Origin of the sequence: Mycobacterium sp., assembly GCF_040509115.1 — a bacterium.
Classification (GTDB): domain Bacteria; phylum Actinomycetota; class Actinomycetes; order Mycobacteriales; family Mycobacteriaceae; genus Mycobacterium.
Genome location: NZ_JBEVLO010000354.1, coordinates 1 through 18,349, shown reverse-complemented (window position 1 = coordinate 18,349; position 18,349 = coordinate 1). Strand labels below are relative to the sequence as shown.

24 protein-coding genes are annotated in these 18,349 nt (G+C 67.8%); 3 read left to right on the top strand and 21 right to left on the bottom strand.

The window, feature by feature from the left end; all coding sequences use genetic code 11:
- Positions 1 to 46: 46 nt before the first annotated feature.
- Positions 47 to 427: a nitroreductase family deazaflavin-dependent oxidoreductase gene (locus tag ABW137_RS24805; protein ID WP_526404129.1), complete on the top strand. Its 381-nt coding sequence runs from the start codon at positions 47 to 49 to the stop codon at positions 425 to 427.
- 41 nt (positions 428 to 468) lie between these two features.
- Here ABW137_RS24805 and ABW137_RS24800 read toward each other — a convergent pair whose 3' ends face one another.
- The 13 genes from ABW137_RS24800 to ABW137_RS24740 form a co-directional block, all read right to left on the bottom strand.
- Entirely contained in the window at positions 469 to 732 is a 264-nt protein-coding gene (locus ABW137_RS24800) for a hypothetical protein (RefSeq protein ID WP_526404111.1), read from the bottom strand.
- Positions 733 to 850: 118 nt separating this feature from the next.
- Positions 851 to 1,720 (bottom strand): putative endonuclease domain-containing protein, encoded by an 870-nt coding sequence (locus tag ABW137_RS24795; RefSeq protein ID WP_526404110.1) that lies wholly within the window; start codon positions 1,718 to 1,720, stop codon positions 851 to 853.
- A gap of 104 nt (positions 1,721 to 1,824) precedes the next feature.
- On the bottom strand, positions 1,825 to 2,418 hold the full coding sequence (locus tag ABW137_RS24790; RefSeq protein WP_526404109.1) for a TetR/AcrR family transcriptional regulator: 594 nt from the start codon (positions 2,416 to 2,418) through the stop codon (positions 1,825 to 1,827).
- Entirely contained in the window at positions 2,405 to 3,271 is an 867-nt protein-coding gene (locus tag ABW137_RS24785; protein ID WP_526404108.1) for an oxygenase MpaB family protein, read from the bottom strand. Before ABW137_RS24785 ends, ABW137_RS24790 begins: the two co-directional genes overlap by 14 nt.
- A gap of 53 nt (positions 3,272 to 3,324) precedes the next feature.
- Positions 3,325 to 3,555 carry a hypothetical protein gene (locus ABW137_RS24780; protein WP_526404107.1) on the bottom strand — a complete coding sequence of 77 codons (231 nt, stop codon included), beginning with the start codon at positions 3,553 to 3,555 and terminating at the stop codon, positions 3,325 to 3,327.
- Positions 3,552 to 4,031: a transport-regulating membrane protein Mce1N gene (gene mce1N, locus ABW137_RS24775; RefSeq protein WP_526404106.1), complete on the bottom strand. Its 480-nt coding sequence runs from the start codon at positions 4,029 to 4,031 to the stop codon at positions 3,552 to 3,554. The genes ABW137_RS24780 and mce1N overlap by 4 nt, the downstream gene beginning before the upstream one ends.
- An 11-nt stretch (positions 4,032 to 4,042) precedes the next feature.
- Positions 4,043 to 4,447, bottom strand: a complete 405-nt coding sequence (locus ABW137_RS24770; protein WP_526404105.1) for a hypothetical protein — start codon at positions 4,445 to 4,447, stop codon at positions 4,043 to 4,045.
- 23 nt (positions 4,448 to 4,470) lie between these two features.
- Positions 4,471 to 4,908 carry a hypothetical protein gene (locus ABW137_RS24765; protein ID WP_526404104.1) on the bottom strand — a complete coding sequence of 146 codons (438 nt, stop codon included), beginning with the start codon at positions 4,906 to 4,908 and terminating at the stop codon, positions 4,471 to 4,473.
- The gene (gene hemB, locus ABW137_RS24760) at positions 4,905 to 5,879 is read right to left on the bottom strand and encodes a porphobilinogen synthase (protein WP_526404103.1); all 975 of its coding nucleotides are present in this window, start codon (positions 5,877 to 5,879) and stop codon (positions 4,905 to 4,907) included. The genes ABW137_RS24765 and hemB overlap by 4 nt, the downstream gene beginning before the upstream one ends.
- An 11-nt stretch (positions 5,880 to 5,890) precedes the next feature.
- A complete protein-coding gene (locus tag ABW137_RS24755; RefSeq protein WP_526404102.1) occupies positions 5,891 to 7,570 on the bottom strand; it encodes a bifunctional uroporphyrinogen-III C-methyltransferase/uroporphyrinogen-III synthase in 1,680 nt (559 codons plus the stop codon).
- A gap of 3 nt (positions 7,571 to 7,573) precedes the next feature.
- Positions 7,574 to 8,533: a hydroxymethylbilane synthase gene (hemC, locus tag ABW137_RS24750; protein WP_526404101.1), complete on the bottom strand. Its 960-nt coding sequence runs from the start codon at positions 8,531 to 8,533 to the stop codon at positions 7,574 to 7,576.
- 4 nt (positions 8,534 to 8,537) lie between these two features.
- Positions 8,538 to 9,929, bottom strand: coding sequence for a glutamyl-tRNA reductase (locus ABW137_RS24745; RefSeq protein ID WP_526404100.1), 1,392 nt, complete (start codon positions 9,927 to 9,929; stop codon positions 8,538 to 8,540).
- A gap of 98 nt (positions 9,930 to 10,027) precedes the next feature.
- Positions 10,028 to 10,264, bottom strand: coding sequence for a glutaredoxin family protein (locus ABW137_RS24740; RefSeq protein ID WP_526404128.1), 237 nt, complete (start codon positions 10,262 to 10,264; stop codon positions 10,028 to 10,030).
- A 138-nt stretch (positions 10,265 to 10,402) separates the two neighbouring features.
- Between ABW137_RS24740 and ABW137_RS24735 the strand changes: the two genes are divergently transcribed.
- Positions 10,403 to 11,215 (top strand): HAD family hydrolase, encoded by an 813-nt coding sequence (locus tag ABW137_RS24735; protein WP_526404127.1) that lies wholly within the window; start codon positions 10,403 to 10,405, stop codon positions 11,213 to 11,215.
- A 92-nt stretch (positions 11,216 to 11,307) separates the two neighbouring features.
- Positions 11,308 to 11,847: an FAS1-like dehydratase domain-containing protein gene (locus ABW137_RS24730; protein WP_526404099.1), complete on the top strand. Its 540-nt coding sequence runs from the start codon at positions 11,308 to 11,310 to the stop codon at positions 11,845 to 11,847.
- A gap of 6 nt (positions 11,848 to 11,853) precedes the next feature.
- On the opposite strand, the gene ABW137_RS24725 is transcribed toward ABW137_RS24730, so the two are convergent.
- The 8 genes from ABW137_RS24725 to ABW137_RS24690 form a co-directional block, all read right to left on the bottom strand.
- The gene (locus ABW137_RS24725; protein WP_526404098.1) at positions 11,854 to 12,918 is read right to left on the bottom strand and encodes a lysophospholipid acyltransferase family protein; all 1,065 of its coding nucleotides are present in this window, start codon (positions 12,916 to 12,918) and stop codon (positions 11,854 to 11,856) included.
- A 34-nt stretch (positions 12,919 to 12,952) separates the two neighbouring features.
- Positions 12,953 to 14,077, bottom strand: a complete 1,125-nt coding sequence (locus ABW137_RS24720) for an SDR family oxidoreductase (protein ID WP_526404097.1) — start codon at positions 14,075 to 14,077, stop codon at positions 12,953 to 12,955.
- A gap of 29 nt (positions 14,078 to 14,106) precedes the next feature.
- Positions 14,107 to 14,208 carry a 30S ribosomal protein bS22 gene (locus ABW137_RS24715; RefSeq protein WP_003402602.1) on the bottom strand — a complete coding sequence of 34 codons (102 nt, stop codon included), beginning with the start codon at positions 14,206 to 14,208 and terminating at the stop codon, positions 14,107 to 14,109.
- Positions 14,209 to 14,343: 135 nt separating this feature from the next.
- Positions 14,344 to 14,613 carry a helix-turn-helix domain-containing protein gene (locus tag ABW137_RS24710; protein ID WP_526404096.1) on the bottom strand — a complete coding sequence of 90 codons (270 nt, stop codon included), beginning with the start codon at positions 14,611 to 14,613 and terminating at the stop codon, positions 14,344 to 14,346.
- A 138-nt stretch (positions 14,614 to 14,751) separates the two neighbouring features.
- A complete protein-coding gene (gene proC / locus ABW137_RS24705) occupies positions 14,752 to 15,624 on the bottom strand; it encodes a pyrroline-5-carboxylate reductase (RefSeq protein WP_526404095.1) in 873 nt (290 codons plus the stop codon).
- 102 nt (positions 15,625 to 15,726) lie between these two features.
- Positions 15,727 to 16,728: an acyl-CoA thioesterase gene (locus tag ABW137_RS24700; protein ID WP_526404094.1), complete on the bottom strand. Its 1,002-nt coding sequence runs from the start codon at positions 16,726 to 16,728 to the stop codon at positions 15,727 to 15,729.
- Between the two features lie 16 nt (positions 16,729 to 16,744).
- Entirely contained in the window at positions 16,745 to 17,590 is an 846-nt protein-coding gene (locus ABW137_RS24695; protein WP_526404093.1) for a sugar phosphate isomerase/epimerase family protein, read from the bottom strand.
- A 20-nt stretch (positions 17,591 to 17,610) separates the two neighbouring features.
- The coding region (locus ABW137_RS24690; RefSeq protein ID WP_526404092.1) for an Rv0497 family membrane protein at positions 17,611 to 18,349 on the bottom strand (739 nt) is incomplete at its 5' end.

The window sequence follows — 18,349 nt, the reverse complement described above, 5'->3', positions numbered from 1 at the left end:
AGGTGTGCTCTTGAACCCAAGTGGTGCTGCGGGTTTGATGGCCGTCATGCAGGCTCCGCAGTGGCTGGCGCGGTTCAACCGGCGCGTGACCAATCCCGTCCAGCGGCTGTGGGCGGGTTGGGCACCCGCCATGGGCATCATCGAACACGTCGGGCGACGTTCGGGGAAGCCATACCGGACTCCGCTGATCGTCTTCGGCACGGACGACGGCGTCGCGGTACTGCTGACGTACGGACGTCACGTCGACTGGCTGAAGAACATCGTCGCGACAGACGGAGCGTCCATGCGCAGGCACGGCAGGACGATCGCATTGACCGCTCCCACCGTCGTGTCCAGGGCTGAGGCCGCCCGCCGCGTCACGGGATTCTGGAAGCCGATCGTGGCGCGGCTGCCGTTCGACGACGCCGTGCTGCTGCGACTCGCTTAGCGGTGGCGAGGCGGGTCGTCCAGCGTGCGCACGCCGAGCTGTTACTCGTCGCTCATCCCCTTTTGACGCTTCCCCATGACGTCCTCGCGCTTCACGCCATCGCCGTCTTCGACGTCGCCGAACTTGGGGTTGCCGTCGTCGTCGACCCACTCGTTGACGGCCTGACCCGCCACGGTGTTGCTGCTACCGGGCAGTCCGATGGTCGGCCGGTCGTCTTGATAGGCCTTGGCCATCTCCTTGGCCTTGGCCTCGTGTTCGTCGGTGACTTCGGGCTTCTCGGTCAGGTTTTGCTGTTCGCTTCCCATCCCAGTGGGCTGCCCGATTGTGTGACGCACGAAACAGTTGGAGCTGGGGTCGTGGGCCGCTCGACGGTGAATCTGGCGACGCGAATACCGAGTGCAGCGTCGTCGAGTTCACACTCGATCACCACGTGAAGCCACGCTGCCGCAGGGCCGCCTGCACGCGGGCGACGTAAGTCGGCTTCCGGTACCTGAGCAGGTCGCGACTGACCCGGATGATGATCCAGTTCAGCGCCGTCAACTCGAAGATCCGGTCGATGTCGCGCTGCCGCACGACCGGGTCGGTCCAATGCTGCGCCCCGTCGTACTCGATGCCCACCTTGACGGACTCGTACGCCATGTCGAGGCGCGCGACGAACTCCCCGAAGGCGCCACGCACCTCGAATTGCGTTGTAGGCGCGGGCAACCCGGCGTCGACCAACACCAGGCGGGCGGCGGTCTCTTGGGGTGATTCGGCCCCGCCGTCGACCAGCGGCAGCACGGCGCGCAGCCGGGACAAGCCACGAACGCCGGGGTGGGCCGCGGCCACGGCCTCCACCTCCGCGCACGTGACCCGGGTGGCGCGGGTGAGAGCGTCGAGCCGCTGAACGGCCGCCAACCGTGACGCCGTGTGCCGCCCGACGTCGAAGGCCGACCGCCCCGCGGTGGTGACCGCAATGCCGCCGACGTCGAGCACCTCGCTTGGATACACCGTCTCGGTGCGGACGGTGAGCAGCCGTGGTGGCTTGCGGTTGGCGTAGATCAGTTCGGCCGCATGTCGGCCGTCGACCCACTTGGCGCCAAGCAAGGCTGCGGCGGATTGTCCGCCAACCACGCCACGGCGCCCCGACCACAGCCACGCCGCCTCAGCGCGTTGTCGGGCCGACGGTTCGACGCCGCGCGGCACGTACACGCCGGGATAGACCCGCTCGTAGTCGCGGCGCATGGCACGCTCGGCGATCATCCCGGCGGCCAGCACCTCCGAGCCGACGAAAGGCCAACGAAGCTCCCCCATGCCCGCATGCTGAGGGAAGACCCCGACCTCGCGCCGAATTCATCCACAGGCCCACCCCGAGTGTGAACTCAACGACGCAAAACCCAGGTGGAGCGTCGTGAAATTCACACTCGAAGGGGGGAGACGAGCGCCGCAGGCAGGCTGGGCAGGAAGTGCCGCCTGGCGAACGTCCGCAGCTCATCCGGAGTGTCCAGCGACTCCGCGTTGGGCAGTATCAAGACCACCGCCGCGTACCGCAAGATCGTGTCGGCGAGGTCGTTGACGGCCGCGGGCCCGATCCGTTCGGCGAACCCGGCCGGGAAGATCACCCGCAGCGCCTCCGCCATCCGCTCGATCGCCGCGCCGTAGTGGCGGTGGAACAACTCCAGAACCAGCGCGGGCTCGTCGAGCATCATGCGGTTGAGCACCCGGTGCCTGCGAAACATCAGGATCGACTGCGTGAACGCCTCGACGTAGAAGTTCTGCGGGGTCCGCGCATCCTTCAACTCGGCCGCGATGTCGGCGAACAGCGCCACGTTCTCGCGCTCGACGACCGCGGCGACCAACTCGTCGCGATTGGCGAACCGGCGATAGATGGTGGTGCGGCTGACCCCGGCGCGGCGGGCGACGTCGTCGAGGGCGACTCGACGAAAGCCGTGCCGCTCGAACTCGACGAGCGCCGCGTCAAGGATCGCCTGCGTGGCGTCACCCGCGGGCATAGCCGTCTTGGGCGAACTGGTTGTAGCGCACGCTCATCGGCAGACGGTCCCACGCCCAGTTCACGATTCGCGATCGCCATGCCGCCGCGAACAGTTGATACGCCTTCTCGCGACGCCGGCCCCACGGCAGACCCAGCAGATCGCGGGCGCGCGGCGGCATCCCGCCGGTGGTGATGAATGCGGCGACGGGATTGAACAGCGGCGAGACGAGCCGCCACGCCAGCGGCGACACGCCCTTGGGCCGCGGGAATCCCTTGGTGACGTAGCCGACGCCGTACCGCGCGGTCGGATGGGCCACCAGGACCTCGTCCATCATCCGGTCCCAATACCGTTGGAAGCCGGCGTAGTCGGCGGGCATCGGTCGATCGCTGACGCCGTAGCGGCGGTACCACGTCTTGGATTCGAGGTAGATCCGTTCCTTCTCGTCGTCGGTGAGTCGCTTGACGAACGTGTCGGCGAAGTAGAACACCTGCTCGACGAAGGTGGCGTGCGCCCAGAAGTACGTATCCGGATCCAGCGCGTGGTACCGGTGTGTCACCCCATTCTCGGCGGGCATGTCGCCCTTGATGCCGGTGTGGAAGTCCCGCACGCGGGTACCGGCGTTGTCGTCGTCGGCGCCGTACACGGTCATGAAGATCGGCGGCAGCGACCTCTTCACCCGGGCTGCGGTGTCGGCGAAGAACACCGAGTGATCGAGCACGCCCTGCCCCAACTCCGCGAGCATGTTCTGCAGCACCGCGGGCCTGGGTCCGATCAAGTACATGCGGTTGTCCCCGAAGTATCGCCAGACCAGCGAGTCCGGTCCGAGCGGTAGCGCGTCGGCGCGCTGCGGCGTGCTGGCCAGTTCCGTCATGGGGAACAGTGTTACAGAGTTTGTACTTTGTACCAACCAGCCTGTGGTCAGGATCACCCCCGCCGCAGTCGCGCCACCCCGAGCACCAGCAAGATCCCAGCAGCGGTCGCGAGAATGAGGGCAAGCAAGATCATCGACGGGTCGTACACCATCGTCTCCTTGCTGGGCTCACCATCGGTGACGGGCGCGGCCACCTCGACAGAACCGGCCATCGACCAGCTGACCACGCAACCGACCAGCGCCACGACGGCGAGGACCAGTTCGACCCAGGCGCGGGCCCTCACCGGGCGGGCTCGCTCACCAGCGACTCCAATGCAGTCCTCAGCTCTCGATGTCGGCGGGCCCACGCCTGGGCCTTGCGATCGTTGGACAGCTTCACGCCGATGCCCGTGCGTCCCCGCGGTACCCCGGTCAGCTCGCCGAGCGCCCGGTACGACTGCCACGCGGGAACGTCGGGCCCGCCTGCCTCGGGATAGACCCGCAGAATCTCGGAGACGCCGGTGACCTCGGTGCCTTGACGCAGGTGGGCACGGGTCAGCTCCACGGACGTGTGGATCCGGGCGGCCTTGATCTGCACGGCGAGGAAACTCGACACCAGAACGAAGAACACCGCAGGCAGAAGGGGCTGCCAACCCAAGCCGGAGGACAGCTGGATCCCCAGCATGGTGGCCGCGGACACCGGCCCGGCCAACAGCCACCACCACGTGGCGCCCGACTCGCGGAACAGCACCTTCGGCCCAGGATCCGGCACCGTGTCCATGGCTGGATCCGTCACGGAGCCTTACCCGTTGCGCTCTGGCTCTCGTACCACTTTTGCGACGCCGCACGCTGATTCATCGCCGAGCCGACGATCTCCAGCAGCATCACCAAGACGATCGCACCGAGGAAGAACACGCCGGGACCGAGCAGCAACACCACCACCGCGAGGAACACCACCGACGCCATCGCCAGCCCGAGGGCGGCCCGGGCGAACCGAATGTCCCCCTTGCGGGCCCGGTCGGCCAAGAAGGCCAGCGCCAACCCGGCGAGCAGCAGCAGCCCTCCGATGATCCGGCCGCCAGGAATGCTCAAGATCATCAGCCCCAGGGCCGCGGTCAGCACGGCGGCGACCAACCAACACCAGAACGCAGCGGTGACGGAGCCCGGACGGGTGGCGGGCGATGGCGTTGCGCACATGATCGGGCCAGCCTATCGCCCACTCAGCGGGTGAAGTAGGCGTGGGCGTCCTTGCGGTGCAACAGGTACATCCCGCCCGCGATCGCCACCGCACCAATGATCGCCGACACCGCGAACACCAGCGCAGCAACCGTTGGCCGGTCGATGCCGAACAGGTTGGTCACCACGTACGCCAGCGTGGCGGCGGCCCCACCGGTGAGAAGCGTGCGCGCCCACCGGTAGCCCTGTCGCATCAGTAGACCGAAGGTCAGCACCAGCGCCGAGAGGACGACGAGGAAGATCGCCGACACCGCGTACACGTATCCCGCGGGCATCTCGACCGGCACGGTCACCAGGTCGACGACGTAACCGACGACCATCAAGGGAAGGGCGAGCATCCACAGCCAGAAGGCGGTGTCGACGTCGTCCGGACGGGCTCCCGGCTCGGTCTGCGGAGGCGGGGTGGCTGGTGGTTGGGTCACGCCAGCCAGTCGGCGGCCTCGGCCGCCCAGTAGGTCAGCACGATGTCGGCACCGGCCCGCCGGATGCTGGTCAGCGTCTCCAGTGCGACGGCGCGCAGGTCGATCCAGCCATTCGCGGCGGCCGCGCTGATCATCGCGTACTCCCCGGAAACCTGGTATGCCGCAACGGGAACCGGTGAAATGTCCGCCGCGGCACGCACCACGTCGAGATAGGCCATCGCGGGCTTGACCATGATGATGTCGGCGCCCTCGTCGAGGTCCAGCTCGATCTCGCGGACCGCCTCCCTGGCGTTGCCCGAATCCTGCTGGTAGGTGCGACGATCACCCGTGAGGCTGGACCCGACCGCCTCCCGGAACGGCCCGTAGAACCCGGACGCGAACTTGGCCGCATACGCCAGGATCACCACGTCGCTGTGCCCCGCGGCGTCCAACCCGCTGCGGATGGCTGCCACCTGACCGTCCATCATGCCGCTCGGACTGACCACATGGGCCCCCGAATTGGCTTGCGCGACGGCGAGTTCGACGTAGCGGTCGTTGGTCACGTCATTGGCGACTCGGCCCGACGCGTCCAAAATGCCGCAATGTCCATGGTCGGTGAACTCGTCGAGGCACGTGTCGGCCATCAAGACCGTGGCGTCACCGAGCTCGGTGGCCAAATCCCGCAGCGCCACGTTGAGGATGCCGTCCTCGGCAATCCCGACCGAGCCCGTGGCGTCCTTGTCCTCGTCGCGGGGAACGCCAAACAACATCAGCCCGCCGACACCCGCCTCCACCGCCTCGGCGGCGGCCTTGCGCAGCGAGTCCCTGGTGTGCTGAAAGACCCCTGGCATCGAGGTGATGGCCCGAGGTTCCGCCAAGCCGTCGGCGACGAACATCGGCAGCACCAGATGCCTTGGCTCCAGGGATGTCTGAGCCACCAGCCGACGCATGGCTGGCGTCGACCGGAGCCGGCGTGGGCGATGACTGGGCATGCCGATCCCCGCTACCGCCTGCGGCTCTTCTTGCGCGGCGGCGGCAACGCGCCCTCGGCACGCAGCCGGGCCGCGTGCTCGGCGAGCGCCTCGACGAGCGGACCCACCGCGGCGGTCTCCGGCTGCACGTCGACGCGAAGCCCGAATTCGGCTGCGGTCTCGGCGGTCTTCGGACCGATGCACGCGACGATGGTCCTGGCGTGCGGCTTGCCTGCGATGCCGACCAGATTGCGGACCGTCGAGCTCGACGTGAAGCACACCGCGTCGAAGCCACCCGTCTTGATCATCTCGCGGGTCTGCGCGGGCGGCGGGGCCGCCCGGACGGTCCGGTAGGCCGTGACGTCCTCGATCTCCCAGCCACGCTCACGCAGGCCTTCGGCCAGCGTCTCGGTGGCGATGTCGGCGCGCGGCAACAGCACCCGGTTCACCGGGTCGAAGATGTCGTCATACGGCGGGAACTCGTCGAGCAGACCGAGCGAGCTCTGCTCACCCGACGGCACCAGTTCCGGATTGATGCCGAACGCGCGCACCCGGTCGGCGGTGGCCTGCCCGACGCATGCGATCTTCACCCCGGAGAACGCCCTGGCGTCGAGACCGAACTCGTTGAACTTCTCCCACACCGCACGCACCGCGTTGGTGGAGGTGAAGACCACCCACTGGAAGCGGCCGTCGACGAGACCCTTCACGGCGCGCTCCATCTGGGCGGGGCTGCGCGGCGGCTCGACGGCGATGGTCGGGACCTCGATGGGCGAGGCACCGTGGGAGACGAGCCGTTCGCTCATTTCGCCTGCCTGGTCCTTGGTGCGCGGCACCAGCACGGTCCAGCCGTACAGGGCGCGGTTCTCCCACCAGTTCAGCTTCGCCCGGTTCGAGACGGTCTTGCCGATCGTCACGACCAAGGGGCCGACCAGCGGGCCGCCGGACAGGCCGTCCGACCCCGCCGCCGCCAGGGTGGCCTTGTCAAGCAGTCCCGCCAACGTCGATTCGACCGAACGCTGTTGGCACGTCGTGCCGTTCGCGGTGACCACGCACGGCGTCGACTCGGTCAGTCCGTACTCGATGAGCGTCCTGGCCGCCTCGGGAAGATGAGAAGCGGTGGCGTGCAAGATCAACGGGCCCGGTGCAGCCGCAAGCGCAGCCCAGTCCACGTCGCCACGGACGTCGGCCACGGTGTGCGAAGAGCCCAGCGGCAGCCCGGCGTACGTCGGCACGGCCGTCGCGGGCGACAACCCCGGCACGATCTCGAAGTGCGTCTGGGTGCGCGACAGCGCACTCACCTCGGTGATGACGGAGTCGTCCGACAGCGGGTCACCCGCGACCAGTCGCACGACGTCGACGCCCGTGCGCGCCTCGTGTACGAGGAGCTTGGCCACCTCGGCCGGATCACCCAGGGCGGGGCGGACATCCGCACCACCGGGGAGGGTGGCGGTTGCCACCGAAATGCCAGCGGCGCCGGCATCCGTCGGCCCCGCGTCGTCCGATTGTGCTGCGGCCTCCGCAGGGCCCGACGTGGGCGGCAGCTCGGAGCCAACTATGGCGAGCACCGCCTCGGGTACGTCTGGGTCCGTGAAGACCAGTGCCGCGTTGGCCAGCACCGCGCGCGCCCTCGTCGTCAGCAGGCCCGGATCACCCGGTCCCGAACCGACGAACGTGATGCGGCCGGGCTTGCTCTTACGCCCTCGGGTCGTCATCTTTCACTCCCGCTCTGTCGTCCGCTGATCCAACAATTCCCGCGCCCCCAGCTCGAACAACTCCGCCGCGACCGAGAGACCAAGCTCTGCGGCCCGCTCGGGTGTCCCGATGCCGGACGCACGGATCACGTCGGATCCGTCCAGCGTCGCCACGCAGCCACGCAGCGACAGCTCCTCGAAGATGCGGCCCTCCTCGTCGATGGACTCGACCACTTCCGCGATCGCACCCACCGGCGCGGAACACCCCGCCTCGAGTTCGGCGAGCAGGACTCGCTCTGCGGTGACCGCGGCGCGCGTGTCGGAATCGTCCATCTCCGCCAGCAGCGCCGCCAGCTCTGTGTCGCCCGCGCGACACTCCACCGCGAGCGCACCTTGAGCCGGCGCTGGCAACATCTGCACCGGCTCCAGAGTCTCGGTGACGTCGCCTTGCCGTCCGATGCGGACCAAGCCCGCCCGGGCGACGACGACGCCGTCGAGATCACCGTTGCTTACCCTGTTCAACCTGGTGTCTAGGTTGCCTCGTAGGGGGCGAATTTCCAAACCGAGACCCAGTGCTCTAAGCTGCGCGGTCCGCCGCGGGCTCGACGTACCGATCACCGAACCGACTGGCAACTCGCCAAGCACCAATCCGTCCCGGGCCACCAGTGCGTCCCTGGCGTCCTCGCGTGGCGGGATGGCCGCTATGACGAAGCGGGCGTCGGGCGCCGTCGGCAAATCCTTGTAGGAGTGCACGGCAACGTCGACGACGCCATCGGCGATCGCTTCGCGGAGCGCAGCCGTGAACACGCCGACACCGATGTCGGCGATGGGCTCGCTGGAACGATCACCGGCGGTGGAGATGATGATGAGCTCCGCAGCATGCCCCTTGGCGGCAAGGGCGTCTCTGACCAAGCCGGCCTGGGTGGTAGCCAGCAGGCTTCCCCTCGTGCCGATCCGGATGACCGTATCGCGCGTATTCGCCAAGTGCTTACTCGGCCTTGCCGAAATCCAGCCGAGGGTTTCCCGACACCAGATCTGTTGTCACGATGGGTAATTCGCCTCCGGCGACTGCGTCGACGGCTTGGGGGTCGAGCTCGAACAGCTCGCGGAGCGCCTCGGCGTAACTGTCCCCGCCCGGCGCGCTGGCGAGTTGCTTGACCCGGACCGTCGGGGCGTGCAGGAGCTTGTCAACGACACGGCGCACGGTACGCGCGACCTCGTCGCGGTGCGCTGCCTCCAGCCCGGGCAGCCGGTTGTCGAGCCGCAGCAGTTCCGCCTCCACGACGTCGGCGGCGCGCTGCCGCAACGCCGTCACGGTCGGCGTGACCTCCGCCATCCGTTGTCCGGCAAGGTAGTTGGCAACCTCGGCAGCGACGATTTCACGGGCCGCATCGGCGTCGGATGCCGCCGCCCTCGCCGCAGGCTCCCGCTGGATGCGGTCCATGTCGACGACGTACACCCCTGGCAGTCCAGCGACGGCCGGGTCGACGTCACGGGGCATGCCGAGATCGCAAATCACCAATTGCTTGGGCACCTGGCCGTGCGCGAGACCGCGGTGCACGTCGGCCAGCGAGACCACGGGCCGCACGGCGCCGGTGCAGGACACGACGACGTCGGCGTCGGCGAGGACGGGAGGAATGTGATCGAACGGGAAGGCCTGGGCCTCGACGCCCTGCTCCCGAAGGTTCTGGACGAGTCGCTCCGCCCGTGGCAGCGAGCGATTCACCACGTGCACCCGGCCGATACCGGCCCGCACCAGGTGCGCGGCCGCCAGGGAACCCATCGAGCCGGCCCCGATCACCGCCGCCGAGCGGCCCGCCAGTCCGGACCCCGAAGCGCCCGAACCGGCCAGCCTGCGCTCGGCGATGTCGAGCGCCACCGACACCACCGAGGCGCCCGCGGCATCGATGCCCGTCTCGGAATGCACGCGCTTGCCCACCGACAGCGCACGCTGGGCGAGTTCGTGCAGCGTGCGGCCGACGGTTTGATTGGCCTCCGCGGCGGCATACGAGCGGCGGACCTGGCCAAGCACCTGCTGCTCGCCGATCACGGCCGAGTCCAGCCCGCTGGTCACCGCGAACAGATGCTCGACGGCGGCCTCGGCGTACCGGACGTAGGCGTACTTGGTCAGATCATTCAGCGACATGCCCGAATGCTCGGAGAGTACGGAGCCGACCACCGAAAGACCGCCGTGGAACGCCTCCACCACCGCGTAGATCTCGACCCGGTTGCACGTCGAGAGCACCATTGCCTCGGTGATCAGCGACGACCGCAGAAGTTCTGTGACGATCTTGGCCTGATCGGACTCGTCGGTGCTCAGCTGCTCCAACACGGAAACTGGCGCGCTCCGATGCGAAACCCCGAATAGAAGAACGCTCATGGCCTCGTCACCGTGTTACTCCCCGTCGCTTCTCTCGCCCAAGGATCGCCCTCGAAGATAACCGTCCATCAGCCCGCCGGCCAAATTTGCGGTGAGGGTCACCCCGCCGCAAGATCCTCACGTAGGCGGGGTTCGTCGACCTCCCAGTAGCCGTGCTGCTCACCGTCGAGGAGCACGACGGGAAGCAGGTCGCCGTACGCGGCCCGCAGGGACGCATCACCCGCGTCGGCGGCCGCGTCGACGTCGGTGACCACTAGCTCGAACCCGAGCTCCTCGGCGAGACGTACCAACTGCCCACTCGCCTTCTCGCACAGACTGCACCCGGCGCGCGTCATCAGCTCGACGGTGTGTTGCCGTCCTTGCTGGCCCGTCCCCTGGAGTTCATCCACGGGCTCCAGTATCCCGTGCCCTACTGTTAGAGCGTGTCCGAGTCAGGGGCCCAGGCCGGCGATGAAGACGATGCCGTCGACTACATCCTCGCCGACGAGTCGTCACGGTCCGAACCCCCGCCGCCCGATCTGACCGCCGCCGCGTTCTTCGACGTCGACAACACCTTGGTGCAAGGGTCATCGCTGGTGCACTTCGCGCGGGGACTGGCGGCCCGCAAGTACTTCACCTACGGCGACCTGGCGAAGTTCGGGTACGCGCAGGCGAAGTTTCAACTCACCGGCAGGGAGAACAGCGACGACGTCGCCGCGGGCCGCCGCAAGGCGTTGGCGTTCATCGAAGGCAGGCACACGTCGGAGCTGACCGAGGTCGGCGAGGAGATCTACGACGAGATCATCGCCGACAAGATCTGGCAGGGCACCCGCGCTCTCGCCGAGATGCACCTGGACGCCGGCCAGCAGGTGTGGCTCGTCACCGCGACGCCCTACGAGCTGGCCGCCACCATCGCCCGCAAGCTGGGTCTCACCGGCGCGCTGGGCACGGTCGCCGAATCCGTCGACGGTGTCTTCACCGGCCGACTCGTCGGCGAGATCCTGCACGGCGCAGGCAAGGCGCACGCCGTCCGGTCCCTTGCGATCCGCGAGGGCCTCAACCTGAGGCGCTGCACCGCGTATTCGGATAGCGTCAACGACGTGCCGATGCTGTCGCTGGTCGGCACCGCGGTTGCGATCAACCCCGACGCCGCCCTTCGCGACATCGCCCGCAAGCGCGGCTGGGAGATCCGGGACTTCCGCACCGCCCGCAAGGCCGCCCGCATCGGAGTCCCCTCCGCGCTGGCACTCGGCGCGGTCGGCGGCGCACTGGCAGCCGTGGTGTCCCGTCGCGGGAATGGCGGCTGACCCATCGCTGATAGGCTCGTCGCCGCTAGCCAGCGGCACCGGGACGCCACGGCACCGAGACGAGCCTTGCGGAGCGGGGAAGGAAGCCGAAAATGAGTATCGCCGAAGACATCATCGGTACCCACTACCGGTATCCAGACTACTTCGAGGTCAACCGCGAGAAGGTTCGCGAGTTCGCCAGGGCGGTCAAGGACGACCACCCGGCACACTTCTCCGAGGACGCCGCTGCCGAGTGCGGCCAGGGCGCCCTGATCGCGTCACTGACGTTCGTCGCGGTCGCGGGGCGCCGTGTTCAGGCCGAGATCTTCAATCAGTTCGACGTACCGATCAACATGGAACGCGTGCTGCACCGCGACCAGAAGTTGACCTTCCACCGCCCGATCCTGGTCGGTGACAAACTGTGGTTCGACTCTTACCTGGACTCGGTGATCGAGTCACATGGCGCCATCATCACCGAGGTACGCGGCGAGGTGACCGACGACGACGGCAACCCCGTCCTCACCAGCATCGTCACGCTCTTCGGTGAGTCGACCAGTTCGGAGGAGAACGAAGAAGTCACTGCCCAGATCGCAGCGGGCCGCGACGCCGCGATGAAGCGCATGATTGCCGGGCAAACCAAAACCGGCGCCTGAGGCAGGTCAGCCCAGGAACGGATTGCCGCGGTTCGCGAGCAACTGGTACAGCGTCTGCTGGATGGTTTCGCGCACCTGATCGGTGAGCTCGAAGGTAACCATCGGATCGTCGGCGGCCGACTCGTCGTAGTCCTGCGTGGGGATGGGCTCGCCGAACTGGATGTGCCACTTCGAGGGCAACGGCACCAAACCCAGCGGCCCCGCCAGCGGGAACAGTGGCGTCACGGGGAAGTACGGCAGACCGAACAGCCTCGCCAGCAGCTTGACGTCGGCGATCATCGGATAGATCTCCTCCGACCCGACGATCGAGCACGGGATGATGGGCGCCCCGGCCCGAAGCGCTGCCGATACGAAGCCGCCGCGACCGAATCGCTGCAGCTTGTAGCGGTCGCGGAAGTGCTTGCCGAGCCCCTTGTAGCCCTCGGGAAACACGGCGGTGAGCTCACCGGCGGCGAGCAGACGATGTGCGTCCGCGGTGCACGCCATGGTGTGCCCGGCCTTGCGGGCGGCCTGTCCCATGACGGGCAGGTCGAACACCATGTCGGCAGCCAGCAGTCTCAGGTCGCGTTGCCCGGGGTGGTTGTCGTGCACGGCGACCGACGCCATCAGACCGTCCATCGGCAGTACGCCCGCGTGGTTGGCGACCACCAGCGCCGCGCCGGTCTCCGGCAGGTTTTCGATACCGCTCACCTCGACGCGGAACCAGTTGCGGAAGAGGCCTCTCAGCAAAGGAAGGAAGATTGCTTCGTTGAGGTCCTTGTCGAAGCCGAACTCGTCGACGACGTAGTCTCCGGTCACCCGCTTGCGGACGAACTCCGCCACCGCGGCGACCCGCTGAGCGAGTTCGTTCGGGCCCTCGTCGACGACGGGCGGGCCTGCAGCCGAGACCCGACGGTGATCGATCTCGCGGACGACGGCAGCGATCTGCTCCGCCGAGGCGCGGGTCCCCGGATCGTCGAGAAGCGACGGGTGCCTGCGTGTGCTCTCGGCGCGCGCCGCCGCCCTTCTCTGAGCCGTACGGCCCGAATTAGAGTGCAGCGGAATAACTTTGGCCTTCGATTCGCCCGGCACGTCGCTACCTTCTCCCCACCCTGTTGGTCAAAGCCTAGCGCCCCCAGCGCTGCGCCGCTGAAATGGCGCGAGTCTCCAGCGAGAGTACCCATCGCGGATCGAGAATCGGCGTCAAGCCGCGTCCGCGGACATAATCGTCGAAAGCCTCCGCCGTCGTCCACTTCGGGTTATAGCCTAGGTCGTTCCGCATCCTCGCGGTGTCCATGACCCGGCCGTAGCTCAGGTAGTTCAGCTGCTCGCGATCGAGTTCGGTGTACCGGGTCGCCCGCCTCAGCGAATCAACGGCAGACAATGCCGACTTGAACACCGGAAACGGTACCCGCCCGGACCGGCGGATGGCTTGCGACATCATGATGATGCCGGGGGCACCGATGTTGAAGGTGCCCGCCCGGCCCGCGATGGTGGCCCGCTCCAGCGCCCCAAGGGCGTCCTGTTCATGCAGCAGTTGCAGCCGCGCGTCGTGGCCGAGCACCGACGGCACTACGGGGCCTGCCAGGTACCGCGACAGCGCCGTGTCCATCGCGGGGCCGATCATGTTGGCCAGCCGCAGGATCGTCACCGCGATGTCGGGGCGTCTGCGGGCCAGCCCACGCGCGTAACCCTCGATGTCGATGCTGTCCTGCGCGAACCCGCCCGCCGGCGGTCGGCGCGAGCTGCCGTCCTCGGTGAACAGCACGGGATCGCGGGCGCTGGACCCGTACACCTCGGAGGTCGACTTGAGGATCACCCGGCGCACCGAGGGAGCCTTCTGACAGGCCGCGAACAGCTGCATCGCGCCCATCACGTTGAGTTCCTTGAGCGCTGCCCTGCCACCCGCCCTCGGGGCGTAGGACGCCGCAGCCGCATGGACCACGGTGTCGACGTCGCCATTGCGAATCACCTTCGCAATGAACGGATTTCGGATGTCGGCACGCACGAACTCGGCACGCCCCATCCGCCGCAACAAATCCTTGCTCGGCGTAATGGCGTCCACCGCGATGACGTGGTTGATCAACGGGTTCTGGGCAAGCCTGGCCGTCAGGTACCCGCCGAGGAACCGGCATGCCCCGGTGACCAACACCACCTTGGGGTAGTGCACCGGGTCCTGCGGATCGGCGTCCCCTGAGCCCTGTCCCGGGTTCGCGGTCGGACCGCTGCGAGGCCGTCCGTCCGAATCCATCGGGTCAGCCTAGCCGGAGAACCTGAGGGCTACTTGCCAAGTTTTCTGCGCTGCACCCGGGTACGACGAAGCAACTTGCGGTGCTTCTTCTTCGACATGCGCTTGCGCCGCTTCTTGATTACTGAACCCATGAACTCCGCTACCTAAGACATCACCGGGCATTTGCGCCCAGTGAACCGACTCGTCACCTTACCCGGCCCGCCCGGAGGGACGAAAACGGCTAGTCCGAGAGCTGCCATGCGGGGCCCGGTGGCAATCCCGGATCGCTACCCAGCGTCGAAGTACGACGTCTCCAGAAGATCGTGAACGGCCTTGGCGTGCACCCGGAACGACCGGCCCACCCGGACCGCGGGCAGCTCGCCGTTGTGGACGAGCCGGTAGACCGTCATCTTGCTCACCCGCATGAGGCTCGCTACTTCGGCGACGGTGAGGAATTGCGCTCGGGCCGGTTGGCCATCGCCCCCGCCCGCGGAGGCGTCGCGCGCCGCCTTGCCGCTGGCGGAATCCCGCGAAGATGGCCCGTTCATAGACGTCATCGCAACCCAATCAATCAGGCACGCCTTGTCCAACGGCTTCCCCACCGCTGGCGCAGGAGCGCGCATACCTCAGGGAGAATAGCGTGGCCATTGGGGTTATTGCGACGGGTGTGGGCTAATCAGTTGGAATTTCTTGAACTACTCTGATGTAATTCCTAGCTGCTCAGAGCGTGTTTTTGCCGCAGCGACGGCATCGGCGACCGCGGCCCGCAGGCCCCCTCGCTCGAGTTCCCGCAGCCCAGCGGCAGTAGTCCCGCCCGGAGACGTCACGGTGGCGCGCAGCTGCGCCGGGCTGGTGTCCATCGCGGTCCCCATCGCGCCGTCGCCCGACGGGTTGGCGGCATCGAGACTTTCGAGCAACATCGCGGCCGACCCGGCCATGGTCTGGACCGTCAACTCCGTCGCCACCCCCCGCGAGAGCCCAGCGGCGACACCCGCGTCGACGAGCGCCTCGACCATCAGGAAGAAGTACGCCGGTCCCGAGCCCGACACCGCGGTGACCGCGTCGATCTGCGACTCCGGCACGGTCAGCACACCGCCGACCGCGTCGAAGATCGCCGAGACCTCCTTGAGTTGCTCGGCTGTCGCGAAGCGGCCCGGTGCCAGCGCGCTGACACCTCCGCCGACGACGACCGGCGCGTTCGGCATCACCCGCACGACGGGCGACCCCGCGGGCAGGTTGGCTTCGAAGAAGGCGGTGCTGACGCCCGCGGCCACGGATACGAACACCTGCTCTGCGCTGTTGTTCTCCGCACGCGCGGCCGCATCCGAGATGTCTCCGATCACCTTCTCCACGTCCGACGGCTTGACCGCAACGACGACGTACGCCGCGTTCTCGGCGGCATCGGCGACCGTCGTCACCAACACCGAATACGTCTCGGACAGGTACTTGGCCCGGTCGGGGTGCTTTTCGGCAATGACCATGTCCTTGGTCTGCCTGCCCGAGCGCAGAAGCCCGGAAAGCAGTGCCTCGCCGATGCTTCCGCCACCGATGATCGCAATTCTCGCCACGGACGCAAGCATTGCACGACCGGGGCGGGTAGCCACGACCGTGGCTACGACAGCCGCCAAGGCACCCGCACGGCAGCCCGAGGCGGGGGCCTGCGGCACTGGTTAGGACGGGGCCTGCGGCACCAGGGCCAGCTGCCGGGACTGCACGATGATGCGACCCGTGCAGTCCACCACCACGTGGTCCTCGTCGAACCACTCCTGACCGATCTGCATCGTCGTGCACATCACCCGCAGCCAGCCGTCGGCGGGCCGAGCGCGGAGATAAGCGGTGAGTTGAACCGTTGGCGCCCAACCGAATCGGTTCACCCCGAACGTGACGGGCGCCGAGACGTCACCGCACAGCAGGGCGAATAGCACGTCCGGCGCGCCGTCCTTCGGCCGTACCCAGTACTCGATGACGGGCGCGCGATCCGCCCCCTCCGTCGACGCCGGTCCGCCGTCGGTGCGCGGTCCCATCGTGGTGAGCGACGGCCGGATGTCGCAGCCGTGAGCCAAATGCACGACGTCGGCCATCGGATGTCCCGGACCGATGGGCTCCACGCCCGGTGGGGGCTCCGGCGCCATCAGCGGCACCACCGGGTTGACCGACAACAGCGGTGCCACGTCATGCTCGGGCTCAGCCAGGGTGATGGTCGCGCGCACGGCAATTCTCCGCTCTTCGCGCACGCGCTCATCACCAGTCTTCTGCTCTTCGCGCAAGCGCTCATCACCAGTCTTCTGCTCTTCGCGCAAGCGCTCATCACCAGTCTTCTGGACCTGACTCAGCTCGACGTCGACCAGACTCACGCGGCGACCCCGCTTGCGGATCGTGGTCACCACGCGCAGCGCACCGGGATCCGGCGCCCACAGGAAGCTGCCCGCCACCGCAACCGGCTCGAGCCCTCCCTCCCCGCGCGGATCGGACTCGTCCCCCTGGTCGCCTCGCGCCCGCCCCCTGACAGCCATCCGGGCCGCGTTCGCGCACAGCGCCAGCATCGCCCCACCATGCACCTTGGACCCGATGGTCCAATGCTCGTTGAGCTCACCTTCGAAGACGCGCACCGTCTCGTCGGCCGAAACCTCGGTCAGCACCATCGCATCGGCGAACGACGTCGAACCAGTCACGCGACACCCCAATCCCCTACCGCAGCAGGTGTTCTCGCGCGAATCCCAACGACTCGATCAACAACTCCTCGCGCTCCGCAGCAGTCCTCGCCCTCGACGTGGTGACCTCGAGGATGACGTGACCCGCAAAGTTGCTCGCCGCCAACGCCTCGCAGATCTCGACAGTGGGCTGGGTGCCGCGTCCGGGCACCAGATGCTCGTCAGTGGACGCGCCACTCCCGTCGCACAGATGCAGATGCACCAGACCCTCGCCCATTCGCGCCGCCATCTCCATGGCGTCGGTCCCCGCCGTCGCCGAATGCGACAAGTCCAACGTGTAGTGCGCATGGTTGCCGTCCAACGGGTCGTAGGACGGCGCAAACGCGGACACCGCGACACCCGGCGTGCCACCACGCTTGCGCATCCGTGAGATCGACGACTGGCCCGTCCCGAAGAACCGGTCGGCGCGGAACGGAAACATGTTCTCCACCGCGACCATGACGTCGCTGGAGGCCTCGAGGGCAGCGACCTGGTCGGAGAAACCCTCGGCGTAGCGGCGCTGCCATCGAAACGGTGGGTGCACGACCACCGTCTGCGCGCCGAGCTGCTCGGCGGCGCGCACGCTGCGATCGAGCTTGGTGATGGGATTGGCACCCCAGACGCGTTGCGAGATCAGCAGACACGGTGCGTGCACGCTGAGCACCGGCACGTCGTAGGCACGTGACATCTTCTCGACCGCCGCCACGTCCTGGCTGGCGGTCTCGGCCCACACCATGAGCTCAACGCCGTCATAACCGAGGCGGGCGGCGTACTCGAAGGCTGCCTCGGTCCTCAACGGATAGACCGAGGCGGTCGAAAGACCAACCTTGATGGCGGGGCGCACAGAGGGACTATTTTTACGGGTCAGTGCGACTGGAGAAGCGCCAGGGGTCCCAACGTGACCAGTGCGCCGACCGCCACCGCGATCAGCGTGCTGCCGATGTCCTCGGTCTTGCGGACCACTCGTACGCCGACCACCAAGCCGATGATGACGAGGACCGACAGGACCAGCGCCACGATGGGGTTCCAGGCCCACAGCTGATCGAACGCCATGAACAGGCCTGCGCCGAAGGCGACCGCCAGGATGCACTGCGCGACGACCGCCAAGCCCCGTAGGAAGGCCGAGCCGGTCCGCTGCTCACGGCGCTCCTCCGTGCCCTGATGCTCGTCGTCGCCGAGGTCGATGTCCTCGGGACCGGGTTGTACGCCGCGACGGGCGATGTCGTCGGCCACCGACTGTCCGCCGAACAGCGTGTCCGAGCCCGACCGGAGGTAGGACGGCAGCTCACGGTCCTCGGCGGACCCGTCGTCGGCATCGGTGGCGTGCTTGTCGAGCACGACGCGGAAGTCGACGTCCTGGCCGAGGTCCGTCAGCTCGTCGTCGTCGTCGACCACGGGGTCGGGGCTCATCTGCTCGGCCCCACCCGTGGAGTCGAAGCTGGTGGGGACGGGCTTGCGCGGACGCCGTGGTGGCGGCGCGAAGTCCAGCGGGCTGGGGTCGACCTCGCGTTGATTCAGGTGGGCCTGGTAGTCCGCCTCGACCTCGGTGAGGGCGGCCTCGGACTCCAGCGCGTCCTCGTCGTCATCCTCGTCGTCATCCTCG

What these genes read in the sequence shown, in the direction of transcription:
- ABW137_RS24745 (WP_526404100.1), bottom strand. Translation starts at nt 9,929, where the DNA reads ATGAGCGTTCTTCTATTCGGGGTTTCGCATCGGAGCGCGCCAGTTTCC.
- ABW137_RS24740 (WP_526404128.1), bottom strand. Translation starts at nt 10,264, where the DNA reads ATGACGCGCGCCGGGTGCAGTCTGTGCGAGAAGGCGAGTGGGCAGTTG.
- ABW137_RS24755 (WP_526404102.1), bottom strand. Translation starts at nt 7,570, where the DNA reads ATGACGACCCGAGGGCGTAAGAGCAAGCCCGGCCGCATCACGTTCGTC.
- ABW137_RS24730 (WP_526404099.1), top strand. Translation starts at nt 11,308, where the DNA reads ATGAGTATCGCCGAAGACATCATCGGTACCCACTACCGGTATCCAGAC.
- ABW137_RS24795 (WP_526404110.1), bottom strand. Translation starts at nt 1,720, where the DNA reads ATGGGGGAGCTTCGTTGGCCTTTCGTCGGCTCGGAGGTGCTGGCCGCC.
- mce1N (WP_526404106.1), bottom strand. Translation starts at nt 4,031, where the DNA reads ATGGACACGGTGCCGGATCCTGGGCCGAAGGTGCTGTTCCGCGAGTCG.
- ABW137_RS24800 (WP_526404111.1), bottom strand. Translation starts at nt 732, where the DNA reads ATGGGAAGCGAACAGCAAAACCTGACCGAGAAGCCCGAAGTCACCGAC.
- ABW137_RS24790 (WP_526404109.1), bottom strand. Translation starts at nt 2,418, where the DNA reads ATGCCCGCGGGTGACGCCACGCAGGCGATCCTTGACGCGGCGCTCGTC.
- ABW137_RS24715 (WP_003402602.1), bottom strand. Translation starts at nt 14,208, where the DNA reads ATGGGTTCAGTAATCAAGAAGCGGCGCAAGCGCATGTCGAAGAAGAAG.
- ABW137_RS24710 (WP_526404096.1), bottom strand. Translation starts at nt 14,613, where the DNA reads ATGACGTCTATGAACGGGCCATCTTCGCGGGATTCCGCCAGCGGCAAG.
- ABW137_RS24785 (WP_526404108.1), bottom strand. Translation starts at nt 3,271, where the DNA reads ATGACGGAACTGGCCAGCACGCCGCAGCGCGCCGACGCGCTACCGCTC.
- hemB (WP_526404103.1), bottom strand. Translation starts at nt 5,879, where the DNA reads ATGCCCAGTCATCGCCCACGCCGGCTCCGGTCGACGCCAGCCATGCGT.
- ABW137_RS24805 (WP_526404129.1), top strand. Translation starts at nt 47, where the DNA reads ATGCAGGCTCCGCAGTGGCTGGCGCGGTTCAACCGGCGCGTGACCAAT.
- ABW137_RS24720 (WP_526404097.1), bottom strand. Translation starts at nt 14,077, where the DNA reads ATGGATTCGGACGGACGGCCTCGCAGCGGTCCGACCGCGAACCCGGGA.
- ABW137_RS24770 (WP_526404105.1), bottom strand. Translation starts at nt 4,447, where the DNA reads ATGTGCGCAACGCCATCGCCCGCCACCCGTCCGGGCTCCGTCACCGCT.